Origin of the sequence: Umezakia ovalisporum Ak1311 (assembly GCF_029891685.1) — a bacterium.
GTDB classification, from domain to species: domain Bacteria; phylum Cyanobacteriota; class Cyanobacteriia; order Cyanobacteriales; family Nostocaceae; genus Umezakia; species Umezakia ovalisporum.
The window spans coordinates 50,970-75,365 of record NZ_JANQDJ010000049.1; the positions used below are offsets into that span (position 1 = coordinate 50,970).

Sequence of the window (24,396 nt, forward strand, 5' to 3'; positions counted from 1 at the left end):
ATCATTAATCATTAGTCATTAGTCATTAGGAAAATTGCTTCCCCCAGCATAATTCACTAGGGGAGATGCCGCCGGCGCTACCGTAGTCCAACCAGTTTTGACTGACTGACTGGTTGCTTGGGCATACTCAGAAGCTGCTTGATTGTTCGCCGGGGTTGGCTTTTGGGTCGCAACTCGAGACAGCCATTGATGGTAATCTTGTAAAGATTCAACGACGACATTGGCCTGCATCGTCGCGAAGTATGTACCGCTATATTGGGAATCAGTGAGCCTATACTGTCCTACCCGCATGGGAGTAAATTCAAAGTGAATGATGTGGTTGGGTACAATATCCTGCTTGAGGCGAAATGCAGGAATATAGAAGCCGTGCAGCACATCTTGCGATGTTAGTGCCAAACGTACCCGGCGATCGCTTGGTAAATGCAGTTCCGTACTGGTAATATTTTTTTCAGGGTAATGAAAGATCCACGCCCATTGTTGAGCCACTACATCAATTTTTTCTACGGCTGAGGCTTCAGCCTCAGGCGGTTCTTCTTTTGCTGCTGCATAAGCCGATTCCATGCCTATAGGATTATGGAAATGCACGATTTCCATCGGCCCTTGAATTCCCATTTGCTCGTAGACTTGGTAGCTATAGCCAGCAATCCACAGCACTAACATAATGGGGATGGCTGTCCAAACAATTTCTAAGGTGACATTACCTTCAATGTGTGGGCCATCTGTCAAGTCCCCTTCTTCTGCTCGATGGAAAATAATGGAATACATCAGAGTGCCGGTTACGCCCAAGAAAATGAACCCACCGAGGGTCACTAAGAAGCTAATTAAATTATCGATTAGCTGAGATTCTGCTGCTGCTTGAGGGGGAAGCCACCCATAAGCCTGCTGTCCTATCCAGAGACTAATCACAGCCACAATGGTTGCACCCACAAACACTCTGAAAATATTGAAAATCTTCCGCACGTTCATAATTCTTAGTCTTTATTTGTTAGTCATCAGTCATTAGTAAAAAATGACCAACATTGGTTACTTCAGCATTGTGTTAAGGTCTTCGCCCAATCGCAGTAAGCTATCGGCAGTATTATGTATGCCAAATTCAGCTGCCATTTGCGCTCCTAATGTACCGTGGAAGTACATAAGCAAAATCACTGCCATACCCGTGGCGAGATAACCCCACTGCACTTGTTGATCTGGGTACTTACTCCAAACAAAACGCTGCCATCCTCTCCACATGGTCAGACCCACAATCAACCCGAATAATAATACCCCACCAACCCCATGCCAAAGCATAGTTTCCATAGCCTGCATTCCCCAGGCACTCTTGACATCAGCTGGGGGTGTTGCCAGCAGCATTTCATAAAAGCCTGCCGCTACAGTGAAGATAGTAACGACGGTAGAGCCTAGCATATTGTACCAGCCCACATCAAAGAAGTTGGCAGGTTGTGCCGGAATCGCCAAAAACTTCAAGACTCGTTTTTGCAACGGCAACAGCATACCCACAATATCAAAAGTAATACCAATGATGAACAGACCCAAAGTCAAATGAACTAAGTTGGGATGTATGGGAATAGAGTAAGGTAATCCATTTGCGCCCAATTGTGCCCTTAACTGATCAATGAGTTCAGAGTTCATGGCAAGATACCTTCCTTCACTGCTTCAACCACTGGTACCGTGTGCAGTCCATATACCCAAACCAGTTGATCTCCGAGATATACTTGCACGCCAACAATAACAGTCAATAACAACCCAGTTAACATATAATGAAACGGCAATTTGTAAGGGTTGCGGATACGAATTACATAGCGCCAAGCTGTAATTGATACGATAATTCCAGACAGTGACCAACCAATCAATGTATGTACATTCAATACTGATTTAGCTAGGTCGTAAGGTTGTGCTAGACCTGCTTCAAATTGCCCAAAAATAATAGCAACGAAGATAGCAATGGTCGCTACACACATATTCCACCAACTCACCTCAAATAGATGAGTTCTACCAGTAAAGTAGCCTATTATATCGCAGAAGAATGCAAACAAAACCATCGCAATTATAAAGTGGACAACGATGGGGTGCATCGTATCTGGATAAGGCAGATTATGGTCATTCAAAGATATCAGATTCTCAAGCATTGTGTTCTCCTGGACATATCTATTTCTCCTGAATAGTTAATATTCACAGCCCGCACACCACTACATTAGTTAGTTGCAACTGACCGGAGTTTGTTCAGATATGCGGGCGAAATCCGGTTTTTGTCAAGACAAAGCAGTTCTAAGTCTCTAGTTTTAGTCTAACGAAATGCAATTACTATCAATCATTAATGATTAACGTCAATTCATTTGTTCATGCCGATAATTTACAACAACAATTTTTAATTTATCTAACAAAACAGATGTGTTCTCTTTTCTTTGTGCAACCTATACTTTAGCTTAAAGATTTTTTTAGTAATTGTCAAAATTATCAGATTTTTTTTTAAACTGCTTATATTTTTCAAATCAATATTTTGATAATGTAAATTCTTTTGCTATTTAAAATATATTGCATAGATTAAAATATTTAAATGTAAATATGTAACATTTAGGAATTATTAATTTGTGATTTAAATTACTAACTATTAGTCATCTTCAGAAATTAAATGTACCAATTCTATTTGATTTGCCAAAACCAAAAAGCTAAGAACCCCCACTGATTCAAGAAGTTAGGGATCTTTATGTTCTTAACTTATCAGCACTGCCATATAGCTTGTCTAAAAGCCTTGTGGAGAAAAAGTGTTAAAGACATATTTTGTGAACTGAGAAGATAAATTATAGATTAACCTCAAAAGTTTGCCCATATACTGTTACTTTGTCGCCTACCACTAATTTTCTTCCCCGTCGAGTTTCAACTACGCCATTTACTTTTACACCACCATCAATAATTATCAATTTAGCTTGTCCTCCTGTTGAGGCTACCCCCATAAACTTTAAAAACTGGTCTAGTTTAATCATCTAATCTAGGTAATTTATCTTGCACAATAATTCTATTTTACGTTGAATACTTCATCCTGTGGCTAAGACTGTCGGTGATTCGCTATGCTTCAAAATATTGGGTTAAGGGTGCAATATGAAAAGATATTGGCAAGTGCTAAGGCTATTTTGGAGTACTGCTATCGCCGCTGAGATGGAGTATCGCCTCAACTTTTTGATAGCTGCCCTCAGCAGTTTGGGTAGTCTTGCAGGTAGTCTGTTTGGATTATTCTTGTTTTACCGTACTGGCTACACCTTTACTGGTTGGTCATGGGAAGCAGCATTACTGGTTCTGGGAATTTTTACCTTGCTACAAGGCTTTGCCGCCACCCTTCTCGCCCCAAACTTAAATCGCATTGTCCGCCATGTCCAGGAAGGTACATTAGATTTTGTGCTCCTAAAACCTATCCGCAGTCAGTTTTGGCTTTCTACACATACCCTATCACCTTGGGGACTACCAGATTTAATTTTTGGCAGTATTATCATTGGCTATGCAGGTAAAAGCCTGGGTTTGGGAATCAGCAATTATCTTCTGAGTGCAGTGCCATTGTTATTCGGTTTGGCAATCCTTTATAGTTTATGGTTTATGTTGGGAGCAACTAGTATTTGGTTTGTCAAAATATACAATGCTACTGAAGTTTTACGGGGTTTACTAGAAGCTGGCAGATACCCTATGGTAGCTTATCCCACCGCTTACCGCTTTTTCTTTACTTTTGTAGTACCAGTAGCATTTTTGACAACTATACCAGCAGAAGTGATGCTAGGTCGGGGTCAAATCAACTGGTTAATAGGTGCAGGAGTGTTAGCAGTGGTGTTATTTTGGGTTTCCAGTGGATTTTGGCGATTTGCTTTGCGCTTTTATACTAGTGCTTCGAGTTAGGATTACGGAAAACTTCTACACAAAACACCATAACATCAAAGCCGTCCCAGAAACACCGGGCTGTAAACCCATTTTTTCGGTAAAATCAGGACTTAGGGAATATGAAGAGGGAGATACAAGGGTGCCTACACTTGGCGTTAACATTGACCATATCGCCACCATCCGCCAAGCCCGGCGGACAGTGGAACCAGACCCCGTAGCGGCGGCAGTACTAGCAGAATTAGGGGGTGCAGACGGTATTACCGTCCATCTGCGAGAAGATCGCCGACATATCCAAGATAGAGATGTGCGACTGCTACGCCAGACGGTGCGAACACACCTCAATTTAGAAATGGTTGCCACCGATGAAATGCTGGGTATCGCTCTAGATATTAAACCTGATTACGTAACTCTAGTCCCCGAAAAGCGGGAAGAAGTCACCACAGAAGGCGGATTAGATATCGTCGGGCAAATTGCTAGAATAGGTGAGATAGTGGATAAATTGCAAAGCGTCGGTATTCCAGTCAGTTTATTTATCGATGCAGAGCCATCACAAATTGAAGCATCTGTCAAGGTAAAAGCGCAATTTGTTGAACTCCACACCGGTCAATACGCTGAGGCTAAAGATGAAAAAAGTCGCCAGCAAGAATTAGCTATATTGGCTCAAGGATGTGAGCAAGCAATTCAAAGCGGATTGCGGGTCAATGCTGGTCATGGACTTACCTACTGGAACGTTTATCCCGTAGCTGCACTACCAGGAATGGAAGAACTGAATATTGGTCATACTATTATCAGTCGAGCAGCATTAGTAGGAATAGAAAGAGCAGTCCGCGAAATGAAACAAGCTATACAGGGATTGTAGTTATCAGTCATTGCAGCGATGCATAGGGTCTTAAGATTTCCAAACTAGAGGGGTTGTAACTGCGAAATCCAGCAATTTGGAGTTAAATTTTCAGCAAAAACTTCTATGACCTCAACAAAGTCGAACAATCTGCCGCTTTGGGTACAGCACAGAGATAAAGTACTAGAACAGAGTACTGATATCCAATGGCGCTATGGCAAGTTTCCTGACTATAGCCGTTCCAACGAAAATCTGGCCAAAGAAAGTACACGTAATCATCCCCAAGGTTCACTAGAAGCGATAGTTCAAAACTTGGTGAGAACCTTCGATGTAGAAGCTAACTTCAAAACTAACCCCCAGCAGTGGATATCCGTTGTCCATGACCAGTTCTCCATGAGTACCAATGGAGGACCTAGCTATACAGTATCAGATGTGGTAGAGTCGGGGACTTACAAACTCTTAATCGGTAATACACAACATTACAAAGCTGCTGAAGAAAACTTTGAAACATCCACAAACCTCTTTCATACAGCATTTCCCGAAGGATTTCTCTGGGAAGTGCTAGAAGTATTCTCAGCTCCACCCACCATTGCATTTAAATGGCGGCATTGGGGACATTTTCAGGGCACATACAAAGACTATGCACCCACAGGAGAGACAATAGAAGTTATCGGTATGAGCATTGCCCGGGTTACCGATGACTTGAAAATCTTGTCCTTGGAACACTATTATGACAACACCAAGTTCTTAGAGAAGCTAACAGCAAGTGGACCACAAGAAACTGCTGAACAACAGCACAAACAAACAAATTTTTGGAGTTTTTTGCAACACTTCTGGCATGGGAAAAAAAAATCAACCACTGCTCAAGGAAAAACCAGTACTTGTCCCTTTAGTGCTTTGAAGAAGTAATTCCGGTTCAATTATTTTTTAGGGGTACAGTGCTAGATACTGTACCCTGAACTATGAGATAGCAAGCAAAGGTAAAAAAATGCAAACATACTATTACGTTTTGGCAAGTCAAAAGTTCCTGATAGAAGAAGAACCAATGGCAGAAGTGCTAAAAGAACGCACTCGTTATTACCATGAGCAAGAAAAAGAAATTGATTTTTGGTTAATCAAGCAGCCAGCGTTCTTAGAATCACCTCAAATGGCAGACATCAAAGCTAAGTGTCCTAAACCAGCCGCCGCCATTATTTCTACCAATTCCCAATTTATTACCTGGCTGAAACTGCGGTTAGAGTATGTGATTACAGGAGAATTTCAGGCTCCTTCTGAGACAATTTCAAATCCTTTGGCATCCCTCGCTGCCCTGTCTTAGTCCATTGGTTCCCGGCCACGTCCCCCTTACCTTCGCCAGCGAGAACAACATGGGGCAGCTAAAAAACCTGCCCTAAAATTAGCTAAACAAAAAATATTTTGGAAATTTTGGTAGAGAATCTGGTTTATGCGTTACAGCTTTGTGCACCAACTTAATACTTTATTCAATACATTAGCAATTGCAGCAACAGGCTTGATAGGTAGCATGACTTCTGTCATTGCCCAACAAAATGTTCCTATTTGTCAACCACCCCGCCCTGGGGAGTATCTTTTGCTAGTAGTTAGTCCCACAGCAAATAGTCAGAAACAGCTACGTAGTGTATTACCCAGTGAAATTCAAGCTACAACTTGCCAATATCTTACTGATACAGTGACGCGCATCGGCGGGTTTAAAAAAATGGAGGATGCTAATCGTTGGGCAAGATATGTAAATAATATTGTTGGTTTATCTGCCATCATTACTACAACACCGACAGTAGCAGGTATCACACAAGCACCACGAACTCAAACTCAGACAATCAGCTTTAATCCCCAAGTATTAGGAGATGGTTATGCTGTATTGGTAGATTATTTCAACCAACCGCAACTGGCAAATAGTGTACAAGAAGTGATGGGTGGTAACATAGGCTTTGCTTCCTACGGACAACGCCCTTATTTGCTAGCAGCTTACACTAGCAACCAACGAGAAGCATACCGCACACTGGAAAAACTCAACCAACGCGGTTTTTTTGCCGTCATAGTAGATGGAAGTAAAGTCATGTTACTGCGCTCATCTGTGCGTTTGTGACACTGCTAGGCCCAAAGGCGTAAGCATTCTACATTCACAGACTCGTCGTTACACAACAGGGCGATGCCAACTGCTAACAGGGCAAAGTGTCTGGTTTTATCATGAAACATTAAAATCAGAAGCTAATTGTCTGATAAACTAATAAGCAAATCGAGCTAACCAATAAATGGTTATCCCCAAAACCGACCCAACTATGACTTGCACCGGTGTATGCCCTAGTAATTCTTTGAGACGGTCTTGGCTAAAGTCTGGTTTTTCGTGGAACAGTTCATCAATCATTTGATTGAGAATCCGAGCTTGCTTGCCAGCAGCTTGACGGACTCCGGCTGCATCATACATGACAATAATGGCAAAAACCGTAGCTAAAGCAAACTCAGGAGATGACCAACCAAGGCTTTGCCCTACCCCAGCTGCTAGAGCTGTAACAAAAGCTGAATGGGCACTAGGCATACCTCCAGTTGTGACTAAAACACGTACATTCAGTTTGCGATGTTTGACCACCTCAACTACCAGCTTCAGTACTTGAGCAACTAAACAAGCTACCAGAGCAACCAGCAGCACGCGGTTATCTAAAATATTTCCTATGTCCTGCATGGTATTTTGGTTCGGTTAGTAAATTTAGCAGCAATTTTTTCTGAGGAAACATTTTAATACAACCCAAAATCCTCAATCCCAAATTGACCTAGTGATTGCGACTTGTGATAAAGTGAGCCAGTGCTTGGAGTGGCTGTGCCAACTTTCCGAATGTTTCTAATTCTTCACAGGCTGCTTCCACTAGCTTTTGAGCTTTGGAACGTGATTCTTCAAGTCCCCAAAGGCTGGGATAAGTAATTTTTTTAGCTATTAGGTCTTTACCAGCAGTCTTACCTAATTGCTCCTGAGTAGCAGTTATGTCCAGAATATCATCTATGATCTGAAATGCCAGACCGATGTTTTGGGAATAGCGAGATAGTCGTTCTACATCTTCTGAAGATGCTCCCGCTACAATTCCCCCGCAAACAACACTAGCTTCTAAAAGGGCAGCCGTTTTGTGGTTATGAATAAAATTCAGGGTTTCCAGAGAAATATCAGATTTACCTTCTGAATCTAAATCAACCACTTGACCCCCCACCAACCCAGCCGCCCCCACAGCTTTGCCTACACGAGCAATCACCTGCAAAACTCGTTCTCTGGAAACGATATCAGGAGTTTGAGTAGCCACAAACTCAAAAGCATAAGCCAACAAGCCATCACCAGCTAAAATTGCTATATTCTCGCCATATACTTTGTGATTTGTCAATCTGCCACGACGATAATCATCATTATCCATTGCTGGCAGGTCGTCGTGAATCAAGGACATTGTATGGATCATTTCCATAGCACAGGCCGTTGGCATAGCCATTTCAATGGTTCCACCAATCATTTCGCAGGCAGCAAGGCAGAGAATGGGGCGTAGACGCTTACCTCCAGCCAATAGCGAATAGCGCATGGATTCATAAATCTTTTCTGGATAGACTACGGGAATAGCTTGATCCAGAGCAGTTTCACAAAGTTTTTGCCGCTCATTGAGATAGGCGGCGAGGTTAAAGGTGGCTTCCTGATGCATTGTCTGGAGGTTGTCAGCTGCTACCATTCTTAAATTCCTTTGATTTTGGGCTGTTGGCTGTTTGTCCTATCCGTCACAATTCTAAGATGCTCTGGCGCGGAAAAAGTCATGATTGAGGAGTGAAAATTTAAAAATTTAAAAATTTAAAAATTTAAAATTAATAACTGACCACTCACAACTACCTTGCCTTTTTCAAATAACTGGTGACTGTGTTTTGCAGCAACATAGCCACGGTCATGGGACCAACACCACCGGGAACTGGAGTGATATATTCGGCCACGCCAGCAGTTGATTCCCATTGAACATCGCCAACTAATCGGCTTTTGCCACTGGCATCTGTGACACGATTCATCCCCACATCTACCACAAGAGAACCAGGTTTGACCATTTCACCAGTAATTAATCCTGGGCGACCCACAGCAGCAATAATCATATCAGCATTCTTAGTGATAGTACCAAGATCCAGCGATCGCGAGTGAGCAATAGTCACGGTAGCATCGGCTTCCAAGAGCATCAAGGCCATGGGTTTACCGACTAAAATACTGCGCCCCACCACCACAGCTTGTTTTCCTGGCAAAGAAATTTCATATTCCTCCAATAGTCGCATCACACCGGCTGGGGTACAACTGCGTAAACCAGCTTCTCCCCGGACTAACCGCCCTAAGTTAACTGGATGCAGTCCATCAGCATCTTTGTCCGGGTCTATTGTATTGAGCATGGCTACAGCATCCAAGTGGCTGGGTAGAGGTAACTGCACGAGAATACCGTCTACCCGTTCATCTTCGTTGAGTGCAGCAATTACTTGTTCTATTTCCCCTTGGCTAGTTTCTGTCGGAAAATGCTGGCCAAAAGAAGCAATACCGACTTTAGTACAAGCTCGTTCTTTGTTGCGTACATAAGCGGCTGATGCTGGGTTATCACCGACCATTAGTACGGCTAAACCGGGAGGTCGCCCCATTTTTGTTTGTGTTTTTTTAGTGATAGCTGAAATTTCTTGATGAATTTTTTCAGCTAAAGCTTTACCATCCAGAATTTTGGCAGTTTTTGTTTCCATTAGAATCCCCACAAGACTCGCCTTGAGTCCATATTTCAATCCTTTCCTTAACTATTAAGGTGTTGTTGCGTAATGGCGTAGCGTCTTTTGATCCGCAAGACTATACTCATATTGTCTATATTCTCAGATCAACTGCCTCAACTGAACAATAAAGCAATCAAATATAGAGGTTAATGAGAAATGGGCAATAATCCCCCTCTGCTTGGCAAGTTTACTCATGGGAATTCACTTCATGCAACGAACAAAAAAATTTCACCTTGGCAGTATTATTCCTTATTACCGCCTGGGAGTTGCTTTGTTACTTGTAGCTGGTCTTTCTAGTTGTGGTTCTTTCACAAAATCCACCTTAAACACTGGAAACTTGGGCATTGGTAGCAATGTGACTTTCATTCGGGATATTAAAGCCGAAACAGACCAGCAGTCCATAGTTTATATCCAAGGTAAAGTAGAAAAGCAAGTTCCTTTAATTAAGCAATGGGCATATCAAATTGGTGACTCCACCGGCAAAATTTGGGTGATTACTCATCAACCCAATCTCAAAGAGGGAGACCCAGTAGTAATTAGGGGTAAAGTTCGCTATAAAAGTATTCCCTTAGCTGACCAAGAATTTGGGGAAACTTATATTGAGGAAAGTTAGGATTCTTAGGAAAATATCCAGTTACAACTAATGACTAATCAACCAGTCCATGTAGCAATCGCAATTCTTTACCAAGAAGACAAATTTCTCATGCAACTGCGAGATAATATCCCTGATATTCTCTACCCGGGTTACTGGGGGCTATTCGGTGGACATCTAGAAGTGGATGAAACGCCAGATATAGCAGTGAAGCGAGAGATTATAGAAGAAATCGGCTATAAACTACCAGAATTTTTTAAATTCGGTTGTTATCAAGATGAAGCTGCTGTTCGTCACGTTTTTCATGCACCACTGTTAGCAGAATTAAGTCAACTGAATTTAAATGAAGGCTGGGATATGAAATTATTAACACCTGAAGATATTCGCACAGGAGAGTGTTATTCATCAATTGCTGATGAAATCAGGCCTTTAGGCCCCATACATCAAAGAATTATGTTGGATTTCATTGGTCATTAGTCACCAATTGTTGATCACTAGTTAATAGTTTTTCTGCACTGTCCACATAGTCAAGTGTTGAAATTCGGGTAAAAAACCGTACTTAAACCGAAACTTGTTCCTTAGACGAATTCCCTAAACTACAATAGTGGTAGAGGCAAAAATATAAGCTACTGAGTCTCAATACTCAGTTGGATATAAGCAAAATGGGATTCTTTGACTCTGATATAGTTCAGCAAGAAGCAAAACAGCTGTTTGAAGATTATCAAGCAATGATCAGCCTTGGCAGCAACTACGGCAAGTTTGATCGTGAGGGTAAAAAGCTGTTTATTGAGCAAATGGAAGCCATTATGGATCGATATCGCGTTTTTATGAAGCGATTCGAGCTCTCAGAAGATTTCATGGCACAGATGACCGTGCAGCAGCTCAAGACTCAGCTAGGTCAATTTGGCATGACCCCGCAACAGATGTTTGAGCAAATGAACTTTACCTTACAGCGGATGAAAAGCGAACTAGAAAAATAACAATAGTGAATTTTGAATTTTTGATCAGGGATTTTGGATGAACCACCTCTCCAAAATCCCCATCCACTTATGATTTAGGGCGCTGAAACTGAGAAATAGGTTTAAAGTTCTCCAAGGGCACACCTTTGAGAGCTTGCTGCATAAAATCTTTCCAAATGGGGGCTACCATACCGCCTCCTGTTGCACCTCGAGATAACGGTCTGTTGTCGTCTCTACCTACCCAGACAGCAGTTGTTAACTGTGGCACAGTCCCCACATACCAAATATCTCTTTCTGAGGAGGTTGTTCCAGTCTTACCAGCACTGGGCCTGCCTATGTCTGCTGCTTTACCAGTACCCATGGTTACTACTGAACGCATGATATCGATAGTTGCTGCTGATGCCCATGGATCTAAAACTAACTGTGGTTTAGGTGTATTATCTAGCATTATATTGCCACTACTATCAGTAACACGCGCTATAACTGTTGGTGGCGATTGCCAGCCATAATTGGCAAAGGTAGCGTAAGCACTAGCTAGTTCCAGAGGTGTAATGCCTATAGCTCCTAGGGGTAAAGAAGTCACTGGTGCCATGGGACTTTTGATTCCCAAAGTACGAGCAACATCTACCACTTTATTCATACCTACAGACATACCGAGCCTGATCACCGGGATATTGCGAGACTGAGCTAAGGCTGAACGTATCGTCATTGATCCTTGAAAGCCGCCATCATAGTTTCTTGGTCTGTACCAACCGCTACCATCTCGATAGCTGATTGGTGTATCCTGTACTGCGGTTTCTGGCGTATACTTACCAGTAGCAAACGCAGCATAATATACCAATGGTTTAAAAGCGGAGCCTGGTTGACGCTGGGCTTGGGTTGCACGGTTAAATTCGCTAGCTTTAGAGTCTACACCACCCACCAGTGCCTTGACAAAATGGGTGCGGGGGTCCACAGCTACCAAGGCAATCTGATTACCACGCAAGCCTTGACTAATCAATGATTTACTCCACTTGCTAACTGTTTCTTCCGCCATCTTTTGGAACTCAGCATCAATAGTGGTTTGTACGCGCATTCCCGCTTTTAACAAGGTCTCACGCCCAAATTTTTGTACTAGTTCTTGAGCTACCGTATTGGTTACATAAGGTAAGGCACTACCTTGAAACGACTTAATTCTACCGAATTTAAGTTCTTGGTTGATGGCTTCATCGTATTCTTGCCGGGTAATCCAATTCAAGTCGAGCATCCGCCCCAAAACTTCCCCTTGTTTTACTTTTGCGAGCTTCCGATTCACAAAGGGGCTAAATTCCTCCGGGGCTTGGATTAAACCCGCCATCATTGCTGACTCTGCCAAGTTTAAGATTTGTGCTGATTTGTCGAAGTAACTGCGTGCTGCCGTTTGTACGCCATAGTTATTATGACCCCAATAAACTTGATTGAGGTACATTTCCAAAATTTGGTCTTTGCTGAGAATTTGCTCTAACCTAATTGCCAGTACTCCCTCAGCTAACTTGCGAGTAAAGGCACGTTTTTGAGTTAAAAACAAATTTTTCACCAACTGCATGGTGATGGTAGAACCGCCCTCTCGCACTCTACCCGCTGCCAAGTTAACTATCAAAGCACGTCCGATACCACTGGGATTGATACCGTGATGGTCGTAAAAATGACTATCTTCGCTGGCTAGTACTGCTCGTTTGAGATGAGGGGAAATTCTATCTAGAGGTACGACTTCGCGGTTTGCTTCCCCGTGGATACTAGTTAACAGTTTGCCCTTAATGTCATAAATATAAGTGGTTTCTGTGGGCAGAAAGTTACGCATCTGTCTAACATCTGGCAAGTTACGAAAACTAATAGCTAGACCTACCAAGCCTCCCGCTACAATAGAGCTTGCCAGCATCGTGACTGACAGCAGAGTACCGCCAGTGATTTGACCTACTGCTTTCAAAAATTCAAAACCTGATGAAGCGCGACCTTGTGGCTGCTTATTTGTAAAAGTCCTAGAAGACGACACGGCGTTCTTAATTCCTCATTTATAAATATAACTGTAGTTTATTCATATTCAATGAAGCTTGGCGGTTAATTGTTTGCAATTATATTAATTCGGTAGATTAAAGTACAAACAAATTGCCAATGAATATAACCAACCTAACTTATAGTAAAAGCGTAGTTAGTAGCGAATATCCGGGTATGACACAAAATTTTTCTTGGCTACATCGTGGAATAGTAGAAATTTTCCCCCAATCAACGGATAGTGAAAGTGATAGTTTAGAGAAGCGCTTGGCAACTACAGACCGAGCTTTGAGGGTTAAATTAGGAATTGATCCTACGGGATCTGATATTCACTTGGGTCATAGCATACCAGTACGTAAACTACGGGCTTTTCAAGATGCAGGTCATACAGCAGTTCTCATTATTGGTGATTTTACAGCTCGTATTGGCGATCCTACAGGTAAATCTGAGGTGCGTCGTCAGTTGACAGAGGCAGATGTGGCACTAAATGCTCAAACCTATCTTGACCAAGTGCGCCCTATTTTGGACTTTGACACACCAGGGAGATTGGAGGTTCGTTATAACTCTGAATGGCTCTCCCACCTGAATTTAGGGAAAATTCTGGAGTTACTCTCTACCATGACTGTAGGGCAGATGTTAGCAAAAGAGGGATTTGCTGAACGTTATAAGAAAGAGAATCCAATTTTCCTCCATGAGTTCCTATATCCATTAATGCAGGGCTATGATTCGGTGGCCGTTGATGCCGATGTAGAGTTAGGGGGAACCGACCAGAAATTTAATATTGCTGTAGGGCGAGATTTGCAACGCTATTTTCGACAAAAGCCCCAATTTGGGGTGCTGCTACCGATTTTAATTGGTACGGATGGTGTGCAAAAAATGTCTAAGTCTCTCGGTAATTATGTGGGTTTATCGGAACATCCTGCCCAAAAGTATCAGAAGTTGCAAGCTGTTCCTGATCATTTGTTACCTCAGTATTTTGAACTGCTTACGGATTTACCTTTGGATCAACTGCCAGAAAATCCTCGTGCTTGCCAAATGCTTTTAGCATGGGAAGTGGTTAAACACTACAACGGTGAAACCGCAGCTAATGAGGCTAAGGAAGCTGCAAAAACCGGTGGTAAGGAAGGCGCAGTTCCAGAGTTTTCTCTGGCTGAGGTGTCAGAGTTTCCTGTCAAGTTATTCCACCTTCTCAATTTGAGTGGTTTGTGCAAAAGTAGTGGGGAAGGTAAACGGAAAATTCAAGAAGGCGGTGTACGTCTGGATGGCCATCGCATTACTGATGTTGATACGATGTTTGAGTGCAAAAGTGATTTACACGGGCGTGTGCTGCAAGTCGGTAAAAATAAGTTTGTCCGGCTGTTAAATAACTAATGACTAATGACCAATGACTAATGAACGAATAATTGTACCTTTGGATGTACCGGATCTACAGAGGGCCATCACGCTGTTAGATCGATTACCACAAGTTAATTTTTGGAAGGTGGGTTTAGAATTATTCACCAGTTCTGGCCCTACAATCCTGGAAGTGTTAAAATCTCGGCAAAAGCGGATTTTTTTAGATTTAAAGTTTCACGATATCCCTAATACTGTTGCCGGCGCTTGTCGTGGTGCTGCTAGTTACGGGGTGGACTTACTGACAGTTCACGCCAGTGCCGGGAAAGATGCCTTAAAAGCCGCAACTGATGCCGTACAGGTGGGAGCATTGCAAGCTGGTGTTCAACCACCGAAATTAATTGCTATTACTTTACTGACTAGTATTTCTTCTTTGCAGCTAGCAAAAGATTTGAAAGTTCCCCTAGAATTACCAGAATATGCTTTGACAATGGCACTGATGGCCCAAGAATCTGGGTTCAAGGGGGCTGTTTGTTCACCTCAGGAGGTGACTCACTTGCGACAAGTTTGTGGAGATGATTTTTTACTGGTTTGTCCTGGTGTGCGCCCAATTTGGTCACATCAGGCAGATCAAAAGCGATCGCTTACTCCTGCTCAAGCTATACTTGCTGGTGCAAATTACCTCGTCATTGGTCGTCCCATTACCGCTGCACCTGAACCGGAATTAGCCTGGCAAAAAATTGTTGCAGAATTAAATACAGTGAAATGAAGGCAAAAGTCAAAAACAAAAATTATGGCTTGTGGCTTGTGGCTTTCGCCTTATCCCTTCTAACAGCAAATAGCGTTAATAATTCGGCATTCTCTCATAATTTAGCTCCTAGCCCTTGGGGGTTAAGAGAGACAAAACAAGAGAGTGGTAAAGTCAAGCTGATTTGTTCTGAACAAAGTTTAAAATTGTTAACTACTCAGCTATTGTATGATTTGCCCAGTTATGCCAACCGCGTTAGTCAACGCGCCCGCCGTCGCACTAGAAACAGTGATATTTACAGCTATGTACTAGTAGCAGGAAAACCAGAGTTTCAGCCCCTACCCATCAACTCCGGTGAACATGACGCAGATGGGCACAAAAGTACACCAACAGGGGTTGAACAAGTTTTTTTCACTACTTTAGAACGGCAGTATATAAGTGGAAAAATTGTTGAATTACAACAATTTCACTGGCTGTTGCTGACAAAAACTAACACTGGTTGGCGTTTGGTCATGATGTTTACCCAAATGGCCGCTGCTCCTCAAGAAAAGGTAATATCCCCCCCTAGGGACAGTACTAGCGGTGTAATTGCCCAAGCAGTCAAGGCTTGGTTGCGAGATTGTCAAGCCGGAAGTGTGCGGCTTCAACTATTTTTGTTAATTTGATCCAACTTGGCACGCACCGCTTGGATATCCTGCCACATTAACCATTTAGGCTTACCTACTTCTTTAGAAGGGTTCCGCAGCAAGTAGGAGGGATGAAAAATTGGCATACATAAACGCCCTTCCCACTCTAGCCACTGACCCCGAATTTTAGTAATGCCTCGCTTATCGCCAATGATGCCTTTGACCGCAGTTGCACCTGTGAGTAAAAGTATTTTCGGGTCAACAAGGCGAATTTGTTCTAACAAGTAGGGTTTGCAAGCCGCCATTTCATCAGGGGTGGGGACTCGGTTATTTGGTGGACGACATTTATTGATGTTGGAAATGTACACATCATGTTCGGTACTCAGGTTTACAGATGCTAATATTTTCTCTAGTAACTGTCCTGATCTGCCTACAAATGGTAAACCAGTTTCATCTTCGGTTTGACCTGGGGCTTCGCCTATGACCATAACTGGTGCTTGAAGATTACCCCGCCCAACAACAGCATGAGTACGATTGTCTCCTAAAGCACAACGATGACACTGATGACAATGGTGCGCCAACTCAATGATGTTGTTGTAGGCTCCAGGTTCAATGGGAATTTTTGCGTCTGTGGGAATTAAATCTCGCTGGCGGGAGATAGGGTCATCAAAGAGGTTGAGTTGAATGTCGCTGCTCATGAAAACCGGGATTTAGGGGTTAGCACCAGATGTTTGATATCAATCATCTATGGCGCTATTGCTTACTGAGTTTTGATATTACCATTGTATCTATTGAAATAGCGATGGACTGAGTGCCAATTGTGATTGACAACTGACAAACTCAATATTATTGATATATTGATCAACCTTCGCGTTTTTCTTGCGATAATTTGCAAAGGGAACCCTTTGCCCTGTGACTGTTTCAAGGGAAATAGATGACGATTAAGCGGTTAATTTTATTTTTTTTCTTGACACCGATAGCAATATTGTTGTCAGTTTCGTCTTTGTTCGGTAGTTTGCAAGAGCCCCAGTTCCAAAGTCGTCTGGAACTGTATCAAACTAATATTGCTTTACAAGCACAAGCCTACAAGCCACAAGATAATGATGAAGATAATTTCTCGGCTGTTAAAACAGCAATAGTGGGAGACCAACCCCTAGAAACTGCCACACAGCAATATCAGCAGGCGCGTGAGTTAGTGAAAACTAATTTGGACAAAGCGCAAAAAAAACTTGCTCAATCTCAAACTATACCCTTACCCCCTAAACCTTTACCGAATGCTCCTCCTGAGACAAACCCTTCTCCTGAACAAAAGCAGAAAAATTTGCAGCAGTCCATAAAAGAACTGGAAAATTTACTAGCTGAGTTAGATTTACGTCTGGGAATTTTACAAGCAAAGCAAGGAAACACTGATGTAGCTATGAACATTTGGGGCGAATTAGAGCAACGACCCCAAATTAAACCCGAACTTCGGGAAACTGCGGCTGTGTTGATGGGAATATGGAGTGTTACTCCCCGACTCCTACCTAATGCCCAACAGCTGATTAACAAAAATTTAGACGGTTGGTTTAGCTCTACTTCTTTAATTGAATTGTACGAACTCCAACAACGACAAGAAGCTATATCAAAGCTTAAAGCCGAACAACAAGAAGCCGCTGGTGAAGCTGTGATGAAATTAGCCATAATTGCCACAATTCCCACCTTCACAGCATTAATTGGTTTTATCTTACTGGTTTTCTTAATTGGTCAGCGTTGGCTGAAAGGAAAAGCTGCTTTGTTGGCTCAAAATGCTGATTTGCCTTGGTCAACACCTTGGGGTGCAGAAGCGATTTTACAGGTTTTTGTGGTGGGATTTTTCTTTATGGGGCAAATTTTTGTGCCTGTCTTGATATTTCTCCTGCCAATCCCGCGCCCTATTGTGGATGTCCGACTTCAGGCTTTGTCTGTGTTAGTGAGCTATATCATGGTGGCATCAGGTGCGCTATTGGTGCTTTATTTATCAATCAAGCGCTTTTTTCCACTACCAGAAAACTGGTTTCGTTTCCGTTACCAAGGGGCATGGTTGTGGTGGGGATTGGGTGGTTATTGCGCCGCTTTACCCATAGTGGTGCTGGTGTCGTTAATTAATCAACAATTATGGCAGGGTCAAGGTGGTAGTAATCCTCTGTTACAACTAGCCCTAGAAGGTCAAGATACTGTGGCTTTGGCGATGTTTTTCTTTACAGCTGCAATTGCTGCCCCAATTTTTGAAGAATTGTTGTTTCGCGGCTTTTTATTGCCCTCTCTGACTCGTTATATATCTGTATGGGGAGCAATTATTTTGAGTAGTTTGTTGTTTGCCATCGCTCACCTGAGTTTATCAGAAATTCTGCCCCTGACAGCCCTAGGAATTGTTTTAGGAATAGTTTACACGCGATCGCGCAATCTGTTGGCTCCCATGTTGCTCCATAGTCTTTGGAATAGTGGAACTTTATTGAGTCTATTCATTTTGGGTAGTGGTAATTAATCAAACGTGATAACACGGTTGCCAATTGAAAAACTATTTGGTTTCATTTACATATGCAAATGCTATGTCAAGCATTAATATGCTGCTAGCAAACACCAGTGCAAAACACCACTGTACCTGTGAATAATTCTTTCCTGACTAGTTAGTGAGGAAACTGCATCTACAAATAACACAGGCAATTGCACCTAAAAAGTGCCTTAGTTGTGAGCAAGGCGTGTGTTATTTCCCATTACCACCGCTAAGTGCAAGATATAAATTAAGTGAAAATCTTTACAAAAAGTAACTAAATTTTTCCGTTTACAGTGCTGAAGAGTTAGTAAATAGCACAGTAACGCCAAAAATATCGGTAACACTTCGTCCGTATCATATTGTTAATTTACCCACTCATTGATCCTGGGGCTTAATCTTCCTAACCAAAAATTAAGGATATATTTACTAAATAAATATATCTTAAACTTGGAACTTCAACGATAATCGTGGTTTTATAGTCACCTTTAGAGGAGTAGAACTAATATGGCAAATTTCAATCCTAGTCAACCAACCAAACAACTTATTGCTGGTTACAGCGGGATTATTTTTGGAGGATTTGGAGTTCATAAATTTGTTTTAGGATATATCCCAGAAGGCTTTATTATCATCGTTATAGGTGTAGTTGGAGGTTTTTTCACCTATGGAATTACTTTGTTAATTATGCAAATTGTGGGTTTAATTGAAGGCATGATCTACTTAAATAAATCACCTGAAGAATTCGTTAATACCTACTTTGTGAATAAGCAAAGTTGGTTTTAGAACTTGTGCTTATTCACAATGATTTCTAAGTACATGCTGATAATTTATTTTGATGTATATGCTAACAATTAAAGGAAAGTATCTGACAAGGGTGATGTTGTTACTGTTAGGTGTGGGCTATTTCAGCGCTATGTCTAGTTTAGAAATCAACTATCTCTGGAAAAGTATAATTGCCATCATGCCCATACAAGTAGTATCTGTGATACATATAAGTTATCTTCGATGGAAACAAAATTAAGAATTAGCCATAAAGCACAATGGTTACTGCTATTTATGCCAATTTGAAAAAATTAATATCATTGACCTTCTGTCATATTTCCCAATTTCGCCTACGCTCAAAATAGAGACGCTTTTATTAAGACGTTGAACTTTCGTAGCGAACCCAACACTTGTCATGCAACTTGCCCCGAAAACTCAGCTTACTCCAGAACCAGCTCCTACTTGCGAGAAAATTATTCTTGATGTTGGGGGAATGAAATGTGCTGGATGTGTAAGCGCCGTAGAACGACAGCTAACCCAATATCCAGGAGTCAAAAACGCCTGGGTGAATCTGGCTACAGAACTAGCAGTGATAGAGATAGAAACTGGTGAAGTAGACCCAGAAGCACTAGCACAGCGATTGACATCAGCTGGATTTCCTTCTCAACCCCGTCAAGCTAGAGAAAAAGTAGCAGGGGAAGCTACTCTACAAAATCCCGAAGAACGAAAGCGCCGAGAAATGCGTTCTTCATTTCAGCAATTGAGTATTGCTGGAGTATTGCTGCTACTGTCAGTAATTGGACATTTTGGCAGCATGGGTGGTGAGATACTGCCAATATTAAACAACATCTGGTTTCATTGTGGATTGGCAACAGTTGCAATACTAATTCCCGGTAGCCCAATTTTAGTAGATGGCTGGCGGGGATGGCAACGAAATGCTCCTAACATGAATACCCTAGTAGGATTAGGAACACTGACAGCCTACACTGCTAGTTTAATAGCGCTACTGTTTCCTCAAATGGGTTGGGAATGTTTCTTTGACGAACCAGTGATGATGCTGGGTTTTATTCTTTTGGGTAGGACTTTAGAGCAACAAGCCAGAGGTCAAGCCTCAGCCGCTTTTAGAGAATTGCTGACACTGCAACCACAAGTAGCACGATTGATTCCCAACCCAGACCCGGAAAAATTAGGTCTTGGGTCAAATATTGTCGAGATTCCCGCAGAAAAAGTGCGTGTTGGTGAATGGTTACAGGTACTACCAGGAGATAAAATTCCTGTTGATGGAGAAGTTCGCTTTGGGCAAACCACAGTAAATGAGTCCATGCTCACCGGGGAAGCAGTAGCAGTAATTAAGCAGCCAGGAGATGTGGTAGCCGCAGGAACCCTCAACGAGTCAGGAGCCATTGCTATAGTCGCTACTCGTACTGGTGAAGATACTACTTTGGCACAAATTGTCACTTTAGTGGAAACCGCCCAAACCCGTAAAGCCCCAGTGCAAAAATTAGCCGACACAATAGCAGGTTATTTTACTTATGGTGTTTTGACAGCCTCTATGTTGACATTTGTGTTTTGGTTCTTTTTCGGTACTCACATCTGGAGTGATATCACCATCTCTAGTGGGATGGAAATGATGAACCATAGTCCTGGGGGTATGAATCGGGTTTATGGTCACTCTCCCCTGATGACTAGCTTAAAATTAGCGATCGCAGTTATGGTTGTGGCTTGTCCTTGTGCTTTGGGACTAGCTACACCAACAGCAATTTTGGTAGGAACTGCCATAGGTGCTGAACGAGGTTTGTTAATTAAAGGCGGTGATGTATTAGAAAGAGTACACCAGTTAGATATAGTTGTATTTGATAAAACAGGTACTCTGACTACTGGTCATCCCACCCTGACCGACTGTTTAACAATTGCAGAATTACCTGATGACAAACCTTATTCTCTTCTTCAACTAGCAGCAGCCGTAGAAAGTGGCACTTACCATCCTCTAGCCAAAGCAATCCAGCAAGCTGCACAAGAGCAAAATTTATCTATTCCCGATGCTGTGGATTTTCACACAGAAGCCGGATTGGGTGTGTCTGCCATTGTCGAGGGATTGCCGGTGCTTTTGGGTAATTGTACCTTTTTGACCAACCATGGAATTTTTGTCAGTGACGCCGCACAACAAATGACCCACCAGCTGGCAGAAGATGGAAAGACCGTAGTTGGCATAGCCGTCGGGGGAAATTTAGCCGGACTCATTGGTGTTCAAGATACCCTCAGACCCGATGCAAAAGCTACAGTCCATAAATTAGCTGAGATGGGTTTACGGGTAATGCTTCTCACTGGGGATAGATTAGAAGCAGCTCAGGCCATAGCTAAACAACTAGGCTTAGATAGCGCTGATACCATCGCTGGAGTGATCCCCAGCAAAAAAGCCGCCATTATCCAAAAGTTACAAGGAAAATCCGCATCTAAAGTGGCAATGGTTGGAGATGGTATTAATGATGCTCCGGCTTTATCACAAGCAGATGTGGGAATTGCTGTACATTCTGGAACAGATGTAGCAATGGAAACTGCCGAAATCGTATTGATGCGCGATCGCTTAAGTGATGTTGTGGCATCAATTGAACTGAGCCGTGCCACCTTCAACAAAATCCGCCAAAATTTATTTTGGGCATTTGCATATAACACTATCGGTATTCCTTTGGCAGCAGGTGTATTATTACCCGATTTTGGCTTTGTCCTCAGTCCCTCTGGGGCAGCTGCATTGATGGCTTTTAGCTCTGTTAGTGTTGTGACTAACTCACTTTTATTAAGGAAAATAGCTGACCGCCTGTAATCAACCCGAGTATGGATCAATATGAGGATAATCACGGGAACCCAGGTTAAAATAAAGGTCTGATTAAGGCATATTTCCATAATGAAAGTAGCGATTACTGGAGCAACGGGATTTGTTGGCAGTCGTTTGGTGGAACGACTGCACCAAAAGAATAATCAAATAGTGGTGTTAAGTCGTAACAGCTCTTCAGCTGAAAAAGTTTTTCCACCAGAGGCCTTTCCTCATGTAAAAATTGTTGCCTATACACCAACAACATCTGGTCCTTGGCAAGATGCCATCGCTGGTTGTGATGGTGTAGTTCATCTAGCAGGAGAACCGATTAGTGAGGAACGCTGGACATCGGTAGAAAAACAGAAAATTTTGAATAGTCGGGAATTGGGTACACAGAAAATAGTGGAAGCAATAGCTAAAGCCAATCCTAAACCCTCTGTGTTAGTGAATACTTCTGCTGTTGGCTACTATGGCACAAGTGAAACAGCTACCTTTGATGAAACAAGTTCATCTGGTAGTGATTTTTTGGCTCAAGTTTGTCAAGCATGGGAAACAGAAGCACAAAAAGTCAAAGATGCTCATGTGCGCCTTGTGATTTTGCGTTTCGGCATTGTGTTGGGCAATGGTGGTGCTTTGGGGAAAATGATTACACCTTTTAAACTTTTTGCAGGCGGACCCCTTGGCAATGGTCGGCAGTGGTTATCATGGATTCACTTAGATGATTTAGTCAGCCTAATTGTAGAAGCTTTAGCTAACCCAGCAATGGAAGGCGTATACAACGCCACCGCGCCTCATCCTGTGCGAATGGCACAGTTCAGCCAGATTTTAGGGCAAGTGATGCAACGTCCTTCTTGGTTACCTGTTCCTGGGTTTGCTCTTGAAGCTCTTTTAGGAGATGGAGCGAAAGTAATTTTAGAAGGTCAACGAGTCATACCTAAACGGACTTTGGAAACTGGTTTTAAGTATGAATACCCTAATTTGCTGCCGGCTTTGACGCAAATTATTCGCTAACTGAGTCCAAACCGTTAATCAGCTTGAAACTTGCGAGAAACCCAACTGAGTAAACCGCTAAGAATAGCTCCGCCCATGAGAATACCAATTGCCGGGTTAAATACTGGTTGCCAAAGCTGATGCCATAAATCTAAACCTAAGTTTACTCCCGCAGCATCACCAATGGCAGCCATGGCCAACCAGCCAAAGCCAAACAAAACTAAGAATACATCGGCAACCAAAATTAGGTTTAGCCAGTTTAATAATTTTTCTTTCATCATCAAATGGATTTGATTGTTAATTCTGGCTGGAACACACACTAGCACACCACAAGTGCAAAATTTGTAAAGACCCAAAATCAAAAGTTTGACTTTTGACCTTTGGGCAGCAGCACTAGCCGATACTTGTTTGCTAATATTCACTAACAAATACACTCTCTAAGAGAGGGCCTACCAACCAATGCACGTTGGCCTAGGGTGGGGGATAGCCCATAGGAAAATCCCTCGCGCACCATTCATTACTTATGTCCCAGCTCATTACCCGCCGGTGAGATGGAGACTTAAGGAATTTAGCATCACCAAAGTTGGAGATGATTTCGCCACTCCAACTGACCGTTTTTGATGTGTATGCTTCGTTGACATCCATAACTACTTTATTAGTCTCAAAAGCCTTGTGCTTCAATACATTGTTGGCAAATAACTAGCTATTGACTAACCCCCAGCCTCCATTACTCAAATATCCAGTTTTTGACCTTTGCCAAACTCTTCCAATCTGGTTTTCGAGTTAAACCATCGGCAATAGATTCCTTAATATCTGCCTCCCATTCTGGATTAACAAAAATTAACTGTTTAACAAAGTCAATATGCTCTCGCAAGCCTTTTTCCCCTGTTTCCAGCATTGACACCGCCAAATTAACCCTGGCTTGTGGGTCTTGTGGATTTAACTTTACTGCCTTCTGTGCAGCTTTGTAAGCCAAATTGGGTTTGTTGTCTAGCAAATACAACCAAGCTAAACAAATCCAGGCTGAACTTGTTTTAGGAGCGCGATCGCACACTTCTTTAAACACAGGTATTAAAGACTCTGCCGATTCACCTGCTTTATACCGTTCCAAACCTGTATCAAACAAGAATTCAACTGTTTGAGCCATACCAAATCAGTTAATTGTTATTTAGTCAATAGTTAGCAGTCAGTCGTCAATACCAATTAACAACTGACCACCGACCACTGATCATCTTACACTGCAAATGACTTGCCGCAACCACACGTTTGGGCTGCATTGGGGTTAGTAAATTGAAACCCGCCACCAATCATGGCATCGCTATAATCGAGCATCAGACCATAGAGATATAATAAGCTTTTACGGTCACAGACAATTTTGAAGCCATCATAATCAAAAACTTCATCCTGGGGATTGACCTTGCTGGTGTCTTCAAAGTCCATCATGTAAGACATACCAGAACAACCGCCTTGGCGCACCCCTACTCTTAAGCACAGTTCTCCCCCTTGGTTTTGTTGCAAGGACTTTACCTGGCGCAAGGCCGATTGGCTCAGTTGTATTCCACGTTCTTGAGGCTGAGTTGCTTGTGTCAT

27 protein-coding genes are annotated in these 24,396 nt (G+C 42.4%); 15 read left to right on the forward strand and 12 right to left on the reverse strand.

Translation table 11 applies throughout. The features are described from left to right. Positions 1 to 18: 18 nt before the first annotated feature. The 4 genes from NWP25_RS09190 to NWP25_RS09205 form a co-directional block, all read right to left on the reverse strand. The gene (locus tag NWP25_RS09190; protein ID WP_280652535.1) at positions 19 to 966 is read right to left on the reverse strand and encodes a cytochrome c oxidase subunit II; all 948 of its coding nucleotides are present in this window, start codon (positions 964 to 966) and stop codon (positions 19 to 21) included. 57 nt (positions 967 to 1,023) lie between these two features. Then, positions 1,024 to 1,629, reverse strand: a complete 606-nt coding sequence (locus NWP25_RS09195) for a DUF2231 domain-containing protein (protein ID WP_280652536.1) — start codon at positions 1,627 to 1,629, stop codon at positions 1,024 to 1,026. Further along, positions 1,626 to 2,126 carry a DUF2231 domain-containing protein gene (locus NWP25_RS09200; protein ID WP_280652537.1) on the reverse strand — a complete coding sequence of 167 codons (501 nt, stop codon included), beginning with the start codon at positions 2,124 to 2,126 and terminating at the stop codon, positions 1,626 to 1,628. Before NWP25_RS09200 ends, NWP25_RS09195 begins: the two co-directional genes overlap by 4 nt. A gap of 672 nt (positions 2,127 to 2,798) precedes the next feature. Then, positions 2,799 to 2,981: an RNA-binding S4 domain-containing protein gene (locus NWP25_RS09205; protein ID WP_280652538.1), complete on the reverse strand. Its 183-nt coding sequence runs from the start codon at positions 2,979 to 2,981 to the stop codon at positions 2,799 to 2,801. A gap of 115 nt (positions 2,982 to 3,096) precedes the next feature. Here NWP25_RS09205 and NWP25_RS09210 point away from each other — a divergent pair, with 115 nt between their 5' ends. The 5 genes from NWP25_RS09210 (at position 3,097) to NWP25_RS09230 (ending at position 6,803) form a co-directional block, all read left to right on the forward strand. Next, on the forward strand, positions 3,097 to 3,879 hold the full coding sequence (locus tag NWP25_RS09210) for an ABC transporter permease (RefSeq protein ID WP_280652539.1): 783 nt from the start codon (positions 3,097 to 3,099) through the stop codon (positions 3,877 to 3,879). Positions 3,880 to 4,000: 121 nt separating this feature from the next. Then, the gene (locus NWP25_RS09215; protein WP_280652540.1) at positions 4,001 to 4,720 is read left to right on the forward strand and encodes a pyridoxine 5'-phosphate synthase; all 720 of its coding nucleotides are present in this window, start codon (positions 4,001 to 4,003) and stop codon (positions 4,718 to 4,720) included. A 105-nt stretch (positions 4,721 to 4,825) separates the two neighbouring features. Next, entirely contained in the window at positions 4,826 to 5,608 is a 783-nt protein-coding gene (locus NWP25_RS09220; RefSeq protein ID WP_280656700.1) for an ester cyclase, read from the forward strand. 79 nt (positions 5,609 to 5,687) lie between these two features. Then, positions 5,688 to 6,017, forward strand: coding sequence for an MgPME-cyclase complex family protein (locus NWP25_RS09225; RefSeq protein WP_280652542.1), 330 nt, complete (start codon positions 5,688 to 5,690; stop codon positions 6,015 to 6,017). Positions 6,018 to 6,143: 126 nt separating this feature from the next. Next, positions 6,144 to 6,803, forward strand: a complete 660-nt coding sequence (locus NWP25_RS09230) for a hypothetical protein (RefSeq protein WP_280652543.1) — start codon at positions 6,144 to 6,146, stop codon at positions 6,801 to 6,803. A gap of 138 nt (positions 6,804 to 6,941) precedes the next feature. On the opposite strand, the gene NWP25_RS09235 is transcribed toward NWP25_RS09230, so the two are convergent. From NWP25_RS09235 to folD, 3 genes are all read right to left on the reverse strand, one after another. Beyond that, positions 6,942 to 7,397, reverse strand: coding sequence for a divergent PAP2 family protein (locus NWP25_RS09235; RefSeq protein WP_280652544.1), 456 nt, complete (start codon positions 7,395 to 7,397; stop codon positions 6,942 to 6,944). A gap of 88 nt (positions 7,398 to 7,485) precedes the next feature. Further along, on the reverse strand, positions 7,486 to 8,415 hold the full coding sequence (crtE, locus tag NWP25_RS09240; RefSeq protein WP_280652545.1) for a geranylgeranyl diphosphate synthase CrtE: 930 nt from the start codon (positions 8,413 to 8,415) through the stop codon (positions 7,486 to 7,488). Between the two features lie 151 nt (positions 8,416 to 8,566). Then, positions 8,567 to 9,442 (reverse strand): bifunctional methylenetetrahydrofolate dehydrogenase/methenyltetrahydrofolate cyclohydrolase FolD, encoded by an 876-nt coding sequence (folD, locus tag NWP25_RS09245; protein WP_280652546.1) that lies wholly within the window; start codon positions 9,440 to 9,442, stop codon positions 8,567 to 8,569. 232 nt (positions 9,443 to 9,674) lie between these two features. Between folD and NWP25_RS09250 the strand changes: the two genes are divergently transcribed. The 3 genes from NWP25_RS09250 to NWP25_RS09260 all read left to right on the forward strand — a co-directional run bounded on the left by NWP25_RS09250 (position 9,675) and on the right by NWP25_RS09260 (position 11,038). Next, positions 9,675 to 10,079 carry a hypothetical protein gene (locus NWP25_RS09250; RefSeq protein ID WP_280652547.1) on the forward strand — a complete coding sequence of 135 codons (405 nt, stop codon included), beginning with the start codon at positions 9,675 to 9,677 and terminating at the stop codon, positions 10,077 to 10,079. Positions 10,080 to 10,109: 30 nt separating this feature from the next. Then, complete coding sequence (locus tag NWP25_RS09255; protein WP_280652548.1) at positions 10,110 to 10,535, forward strand: NUDIX hydrolase; 426 nt, start codon at positions 10,110 to 10,112, stop codon at positions 10,533 to 10,535. Between the two features lie 185 nt (positions 10,536 to 10,720). Continuing rightward, entirely contained in the window at positions 10,721 to 11,038 is a 318-nt protein-coding gene (locus NWP25_RS09260; protein ID WP_280652549.1) for a DUF1825 family protein, read from the forward strand. Between the two features lie 67 nt (positions 11,039 to 11,105). On the opposite strand, the gene NWP25_RS09265 is transcribed toward NWP25_RS09260, so the two are convergent. Then, positions 11,106 to 13,028 (reverse strand): transglycosylase domain-containing protein, encoded by a 1,923-nt coding sequence (locus NWP25_RS09265; RefSeq protein ID WP_438827609.1) that lies wholly within the window; start codon positions 13,026 to 13,028, stop codon positions 11,106 to 11,108. Positions 13,029 to 13,204: 176 nt separating this feature from the next. Here NWP25_RS09265 and tyrS point away from each other — a divergent pair, with 176 nt between their 5' ends. From tyrS to NWP25_RS09280, 3 genes are read left to right on the forward strand one after another with little or no spacing between them, the layout of a single operon-like run. Continuing rightward, positions 13,205 to 14,398: a tyrosine--tRNA ligase gene (gene tyrS / locus NWP25_RS09270; protein ID WP_313958990.1), complete on the forward strand. Its 1,194-nt coding sequence runs from the start codon at positions 13,205 to 13,207 to the stop codon at positions 14,396 to 14,398. A gap of 13 nt (positions 14,399 to 14,411) precedes the next feature. After that, the gene (gene pyrF, locus NWP25_RS09275; RefSeq protein WP_280652551.1) at positions 14,412 to 15,128 is read left to right on the forward strand and encodes an orotidine-5'-phosphate decarboxylase; all 717 of its coding nucleotides are present in this window, start codon (positions 14,412 to 14,414) and stop codon (positions 15,126 to 15,128) included. Continuing rightward, a complete protein-coding gene (locus NWP25_RS09280) occupies positions 15,125 to 15,772 on the forward strand; it encodes a hypothetical protein (RefSeq protein WP_280652552.1) in 648 nt (215 codons plus the stop codon). The genes pyrF and NWP25_RS09280 overlap by 4 nt, the downstream gene beginning before the upstream one ends. Here NWP25_RS09280 and NWP25_RS09285 read toward each other — a convergent pair. Next, entirely contained in the window at positions 15,751 to 16,431 is a 681-nt protein-coding gene (locus NWP25_RS09285) for a uracil-DNA glycosylase (RefSeq protein WP_280652553.1), read from the reverse strand. The two genes, NWP25_RS09280 and NWP25_RS09285, sit on opposite strands and share 22 nt — an antisense overlap. Before the next feature lie 236 nt (positions 16,432 to 16,667). Here NWP25_RS09285 and NWP25_RS09290 point away from each other — a divergent pair, with 236 nt between their 5' ends. The 4 genes from NWP25_RS09290 to thyD all read left to right on the forward strand — a co-directional run bounded on the left by NWP25_RS09290 (position 16,668) and on the right by thyD (position 22,827). Next, on the forward strand, positions 16,668 to 18,236 hold the full coding sequence (locus NWP25_RS09290) for a CPBP family intramembrane glutamic endopeptidase (protein ID WP_280652554.1): 1,569 nt from the start codon (positions 16,668 to 16,670) through the stop codon (positions 18,234 to 18,236). A 513-nt stretch (positions 18,237 to 18,749) separates the two neighbouring features. Next, the gene (locus NWP25_RS09295; RefSeq protein WP_280652555.1) at positions 18,750 to 19,025 is read left to right on the forward strand and encodes a TM2 domain-containing protein; all 276 of its coding nucleotides are present in this window, start codon (positions 18,750 to 18,752) and stop codon (positions 19,023 to 19,025) included. 394 nt (positions 19,026 to 19,419) lie between these two features. Beyond that, positions 19,420 to 21,825 carry a heavy metal translocating P-type ATPase gene (locus NWP25_RS09300; protein ID WP_280652556.1) on the forward strand — a complete coding sequence of 802 codons (2,406 nt, stop codon included), beginning with the start codon at positions 19,420 to 19,422 and terminating at the stop codon, positions 21,823 to 21,825. Positions 21,826 to 21,906: 81 nt separating this feature from the next. Then, entirely contained in the window at positions 21,907 to 22,827 is a 921-nt protein-coding gene (gene thyD / locus NWP25_RS09305) for a thylakoid membrane protein ThyD (RefSeq protein ID WP_280652557.1), read from the forward strand. Positions 22,828 to 22,841: 14 nt separating this feature from the next. Here the strand turns inward: thyD and NWP25_RS09310 are convergent, their stop codons facing one another. From NWP25_RS09310 to NWP25_RS09320, 3 genes are all read right to left on the reverse strand, one after another. Continuing rightward, positions 22,842 to 23,084 carry a hypothetical protein gene (locus NWP25_RS09310; protein WP_280652584.1) on the reverse strand — a complete coding sequence of 81 codons (243 nt, stop codon included), beginning with the start codon at positions 23,082 to 23,084 and terminating at the stop codon, positions 22,842 to 22,844. A 449-nt stretch (positions 23,085 to 23,533) separates the two neighbouring features. Then, positions 23,534 to 23,953: a tetratricopeptide repeat protein gene (locus NWP25_RS09315; RefSeq protein WP_280652559.1), complete on the reverse strand. Its 420-nt coding sequence runs from the start codon at positions 23,951 to 23,953 to the stop codon at positions 23,534 to 23,536. Between the two features lie 86 nt (positions 23,954 to 24,039). Then, on the reverse strand, positions 24,040 to 24,396 hold the full coding sequence (locus tag NWP25_RS09320) for a HesB/IscA family protein (protein WP_280652560.1): 357 nt from the start codon (positions 24,394 to 24,396) through the stop codon (positions 24,040 to 24,042).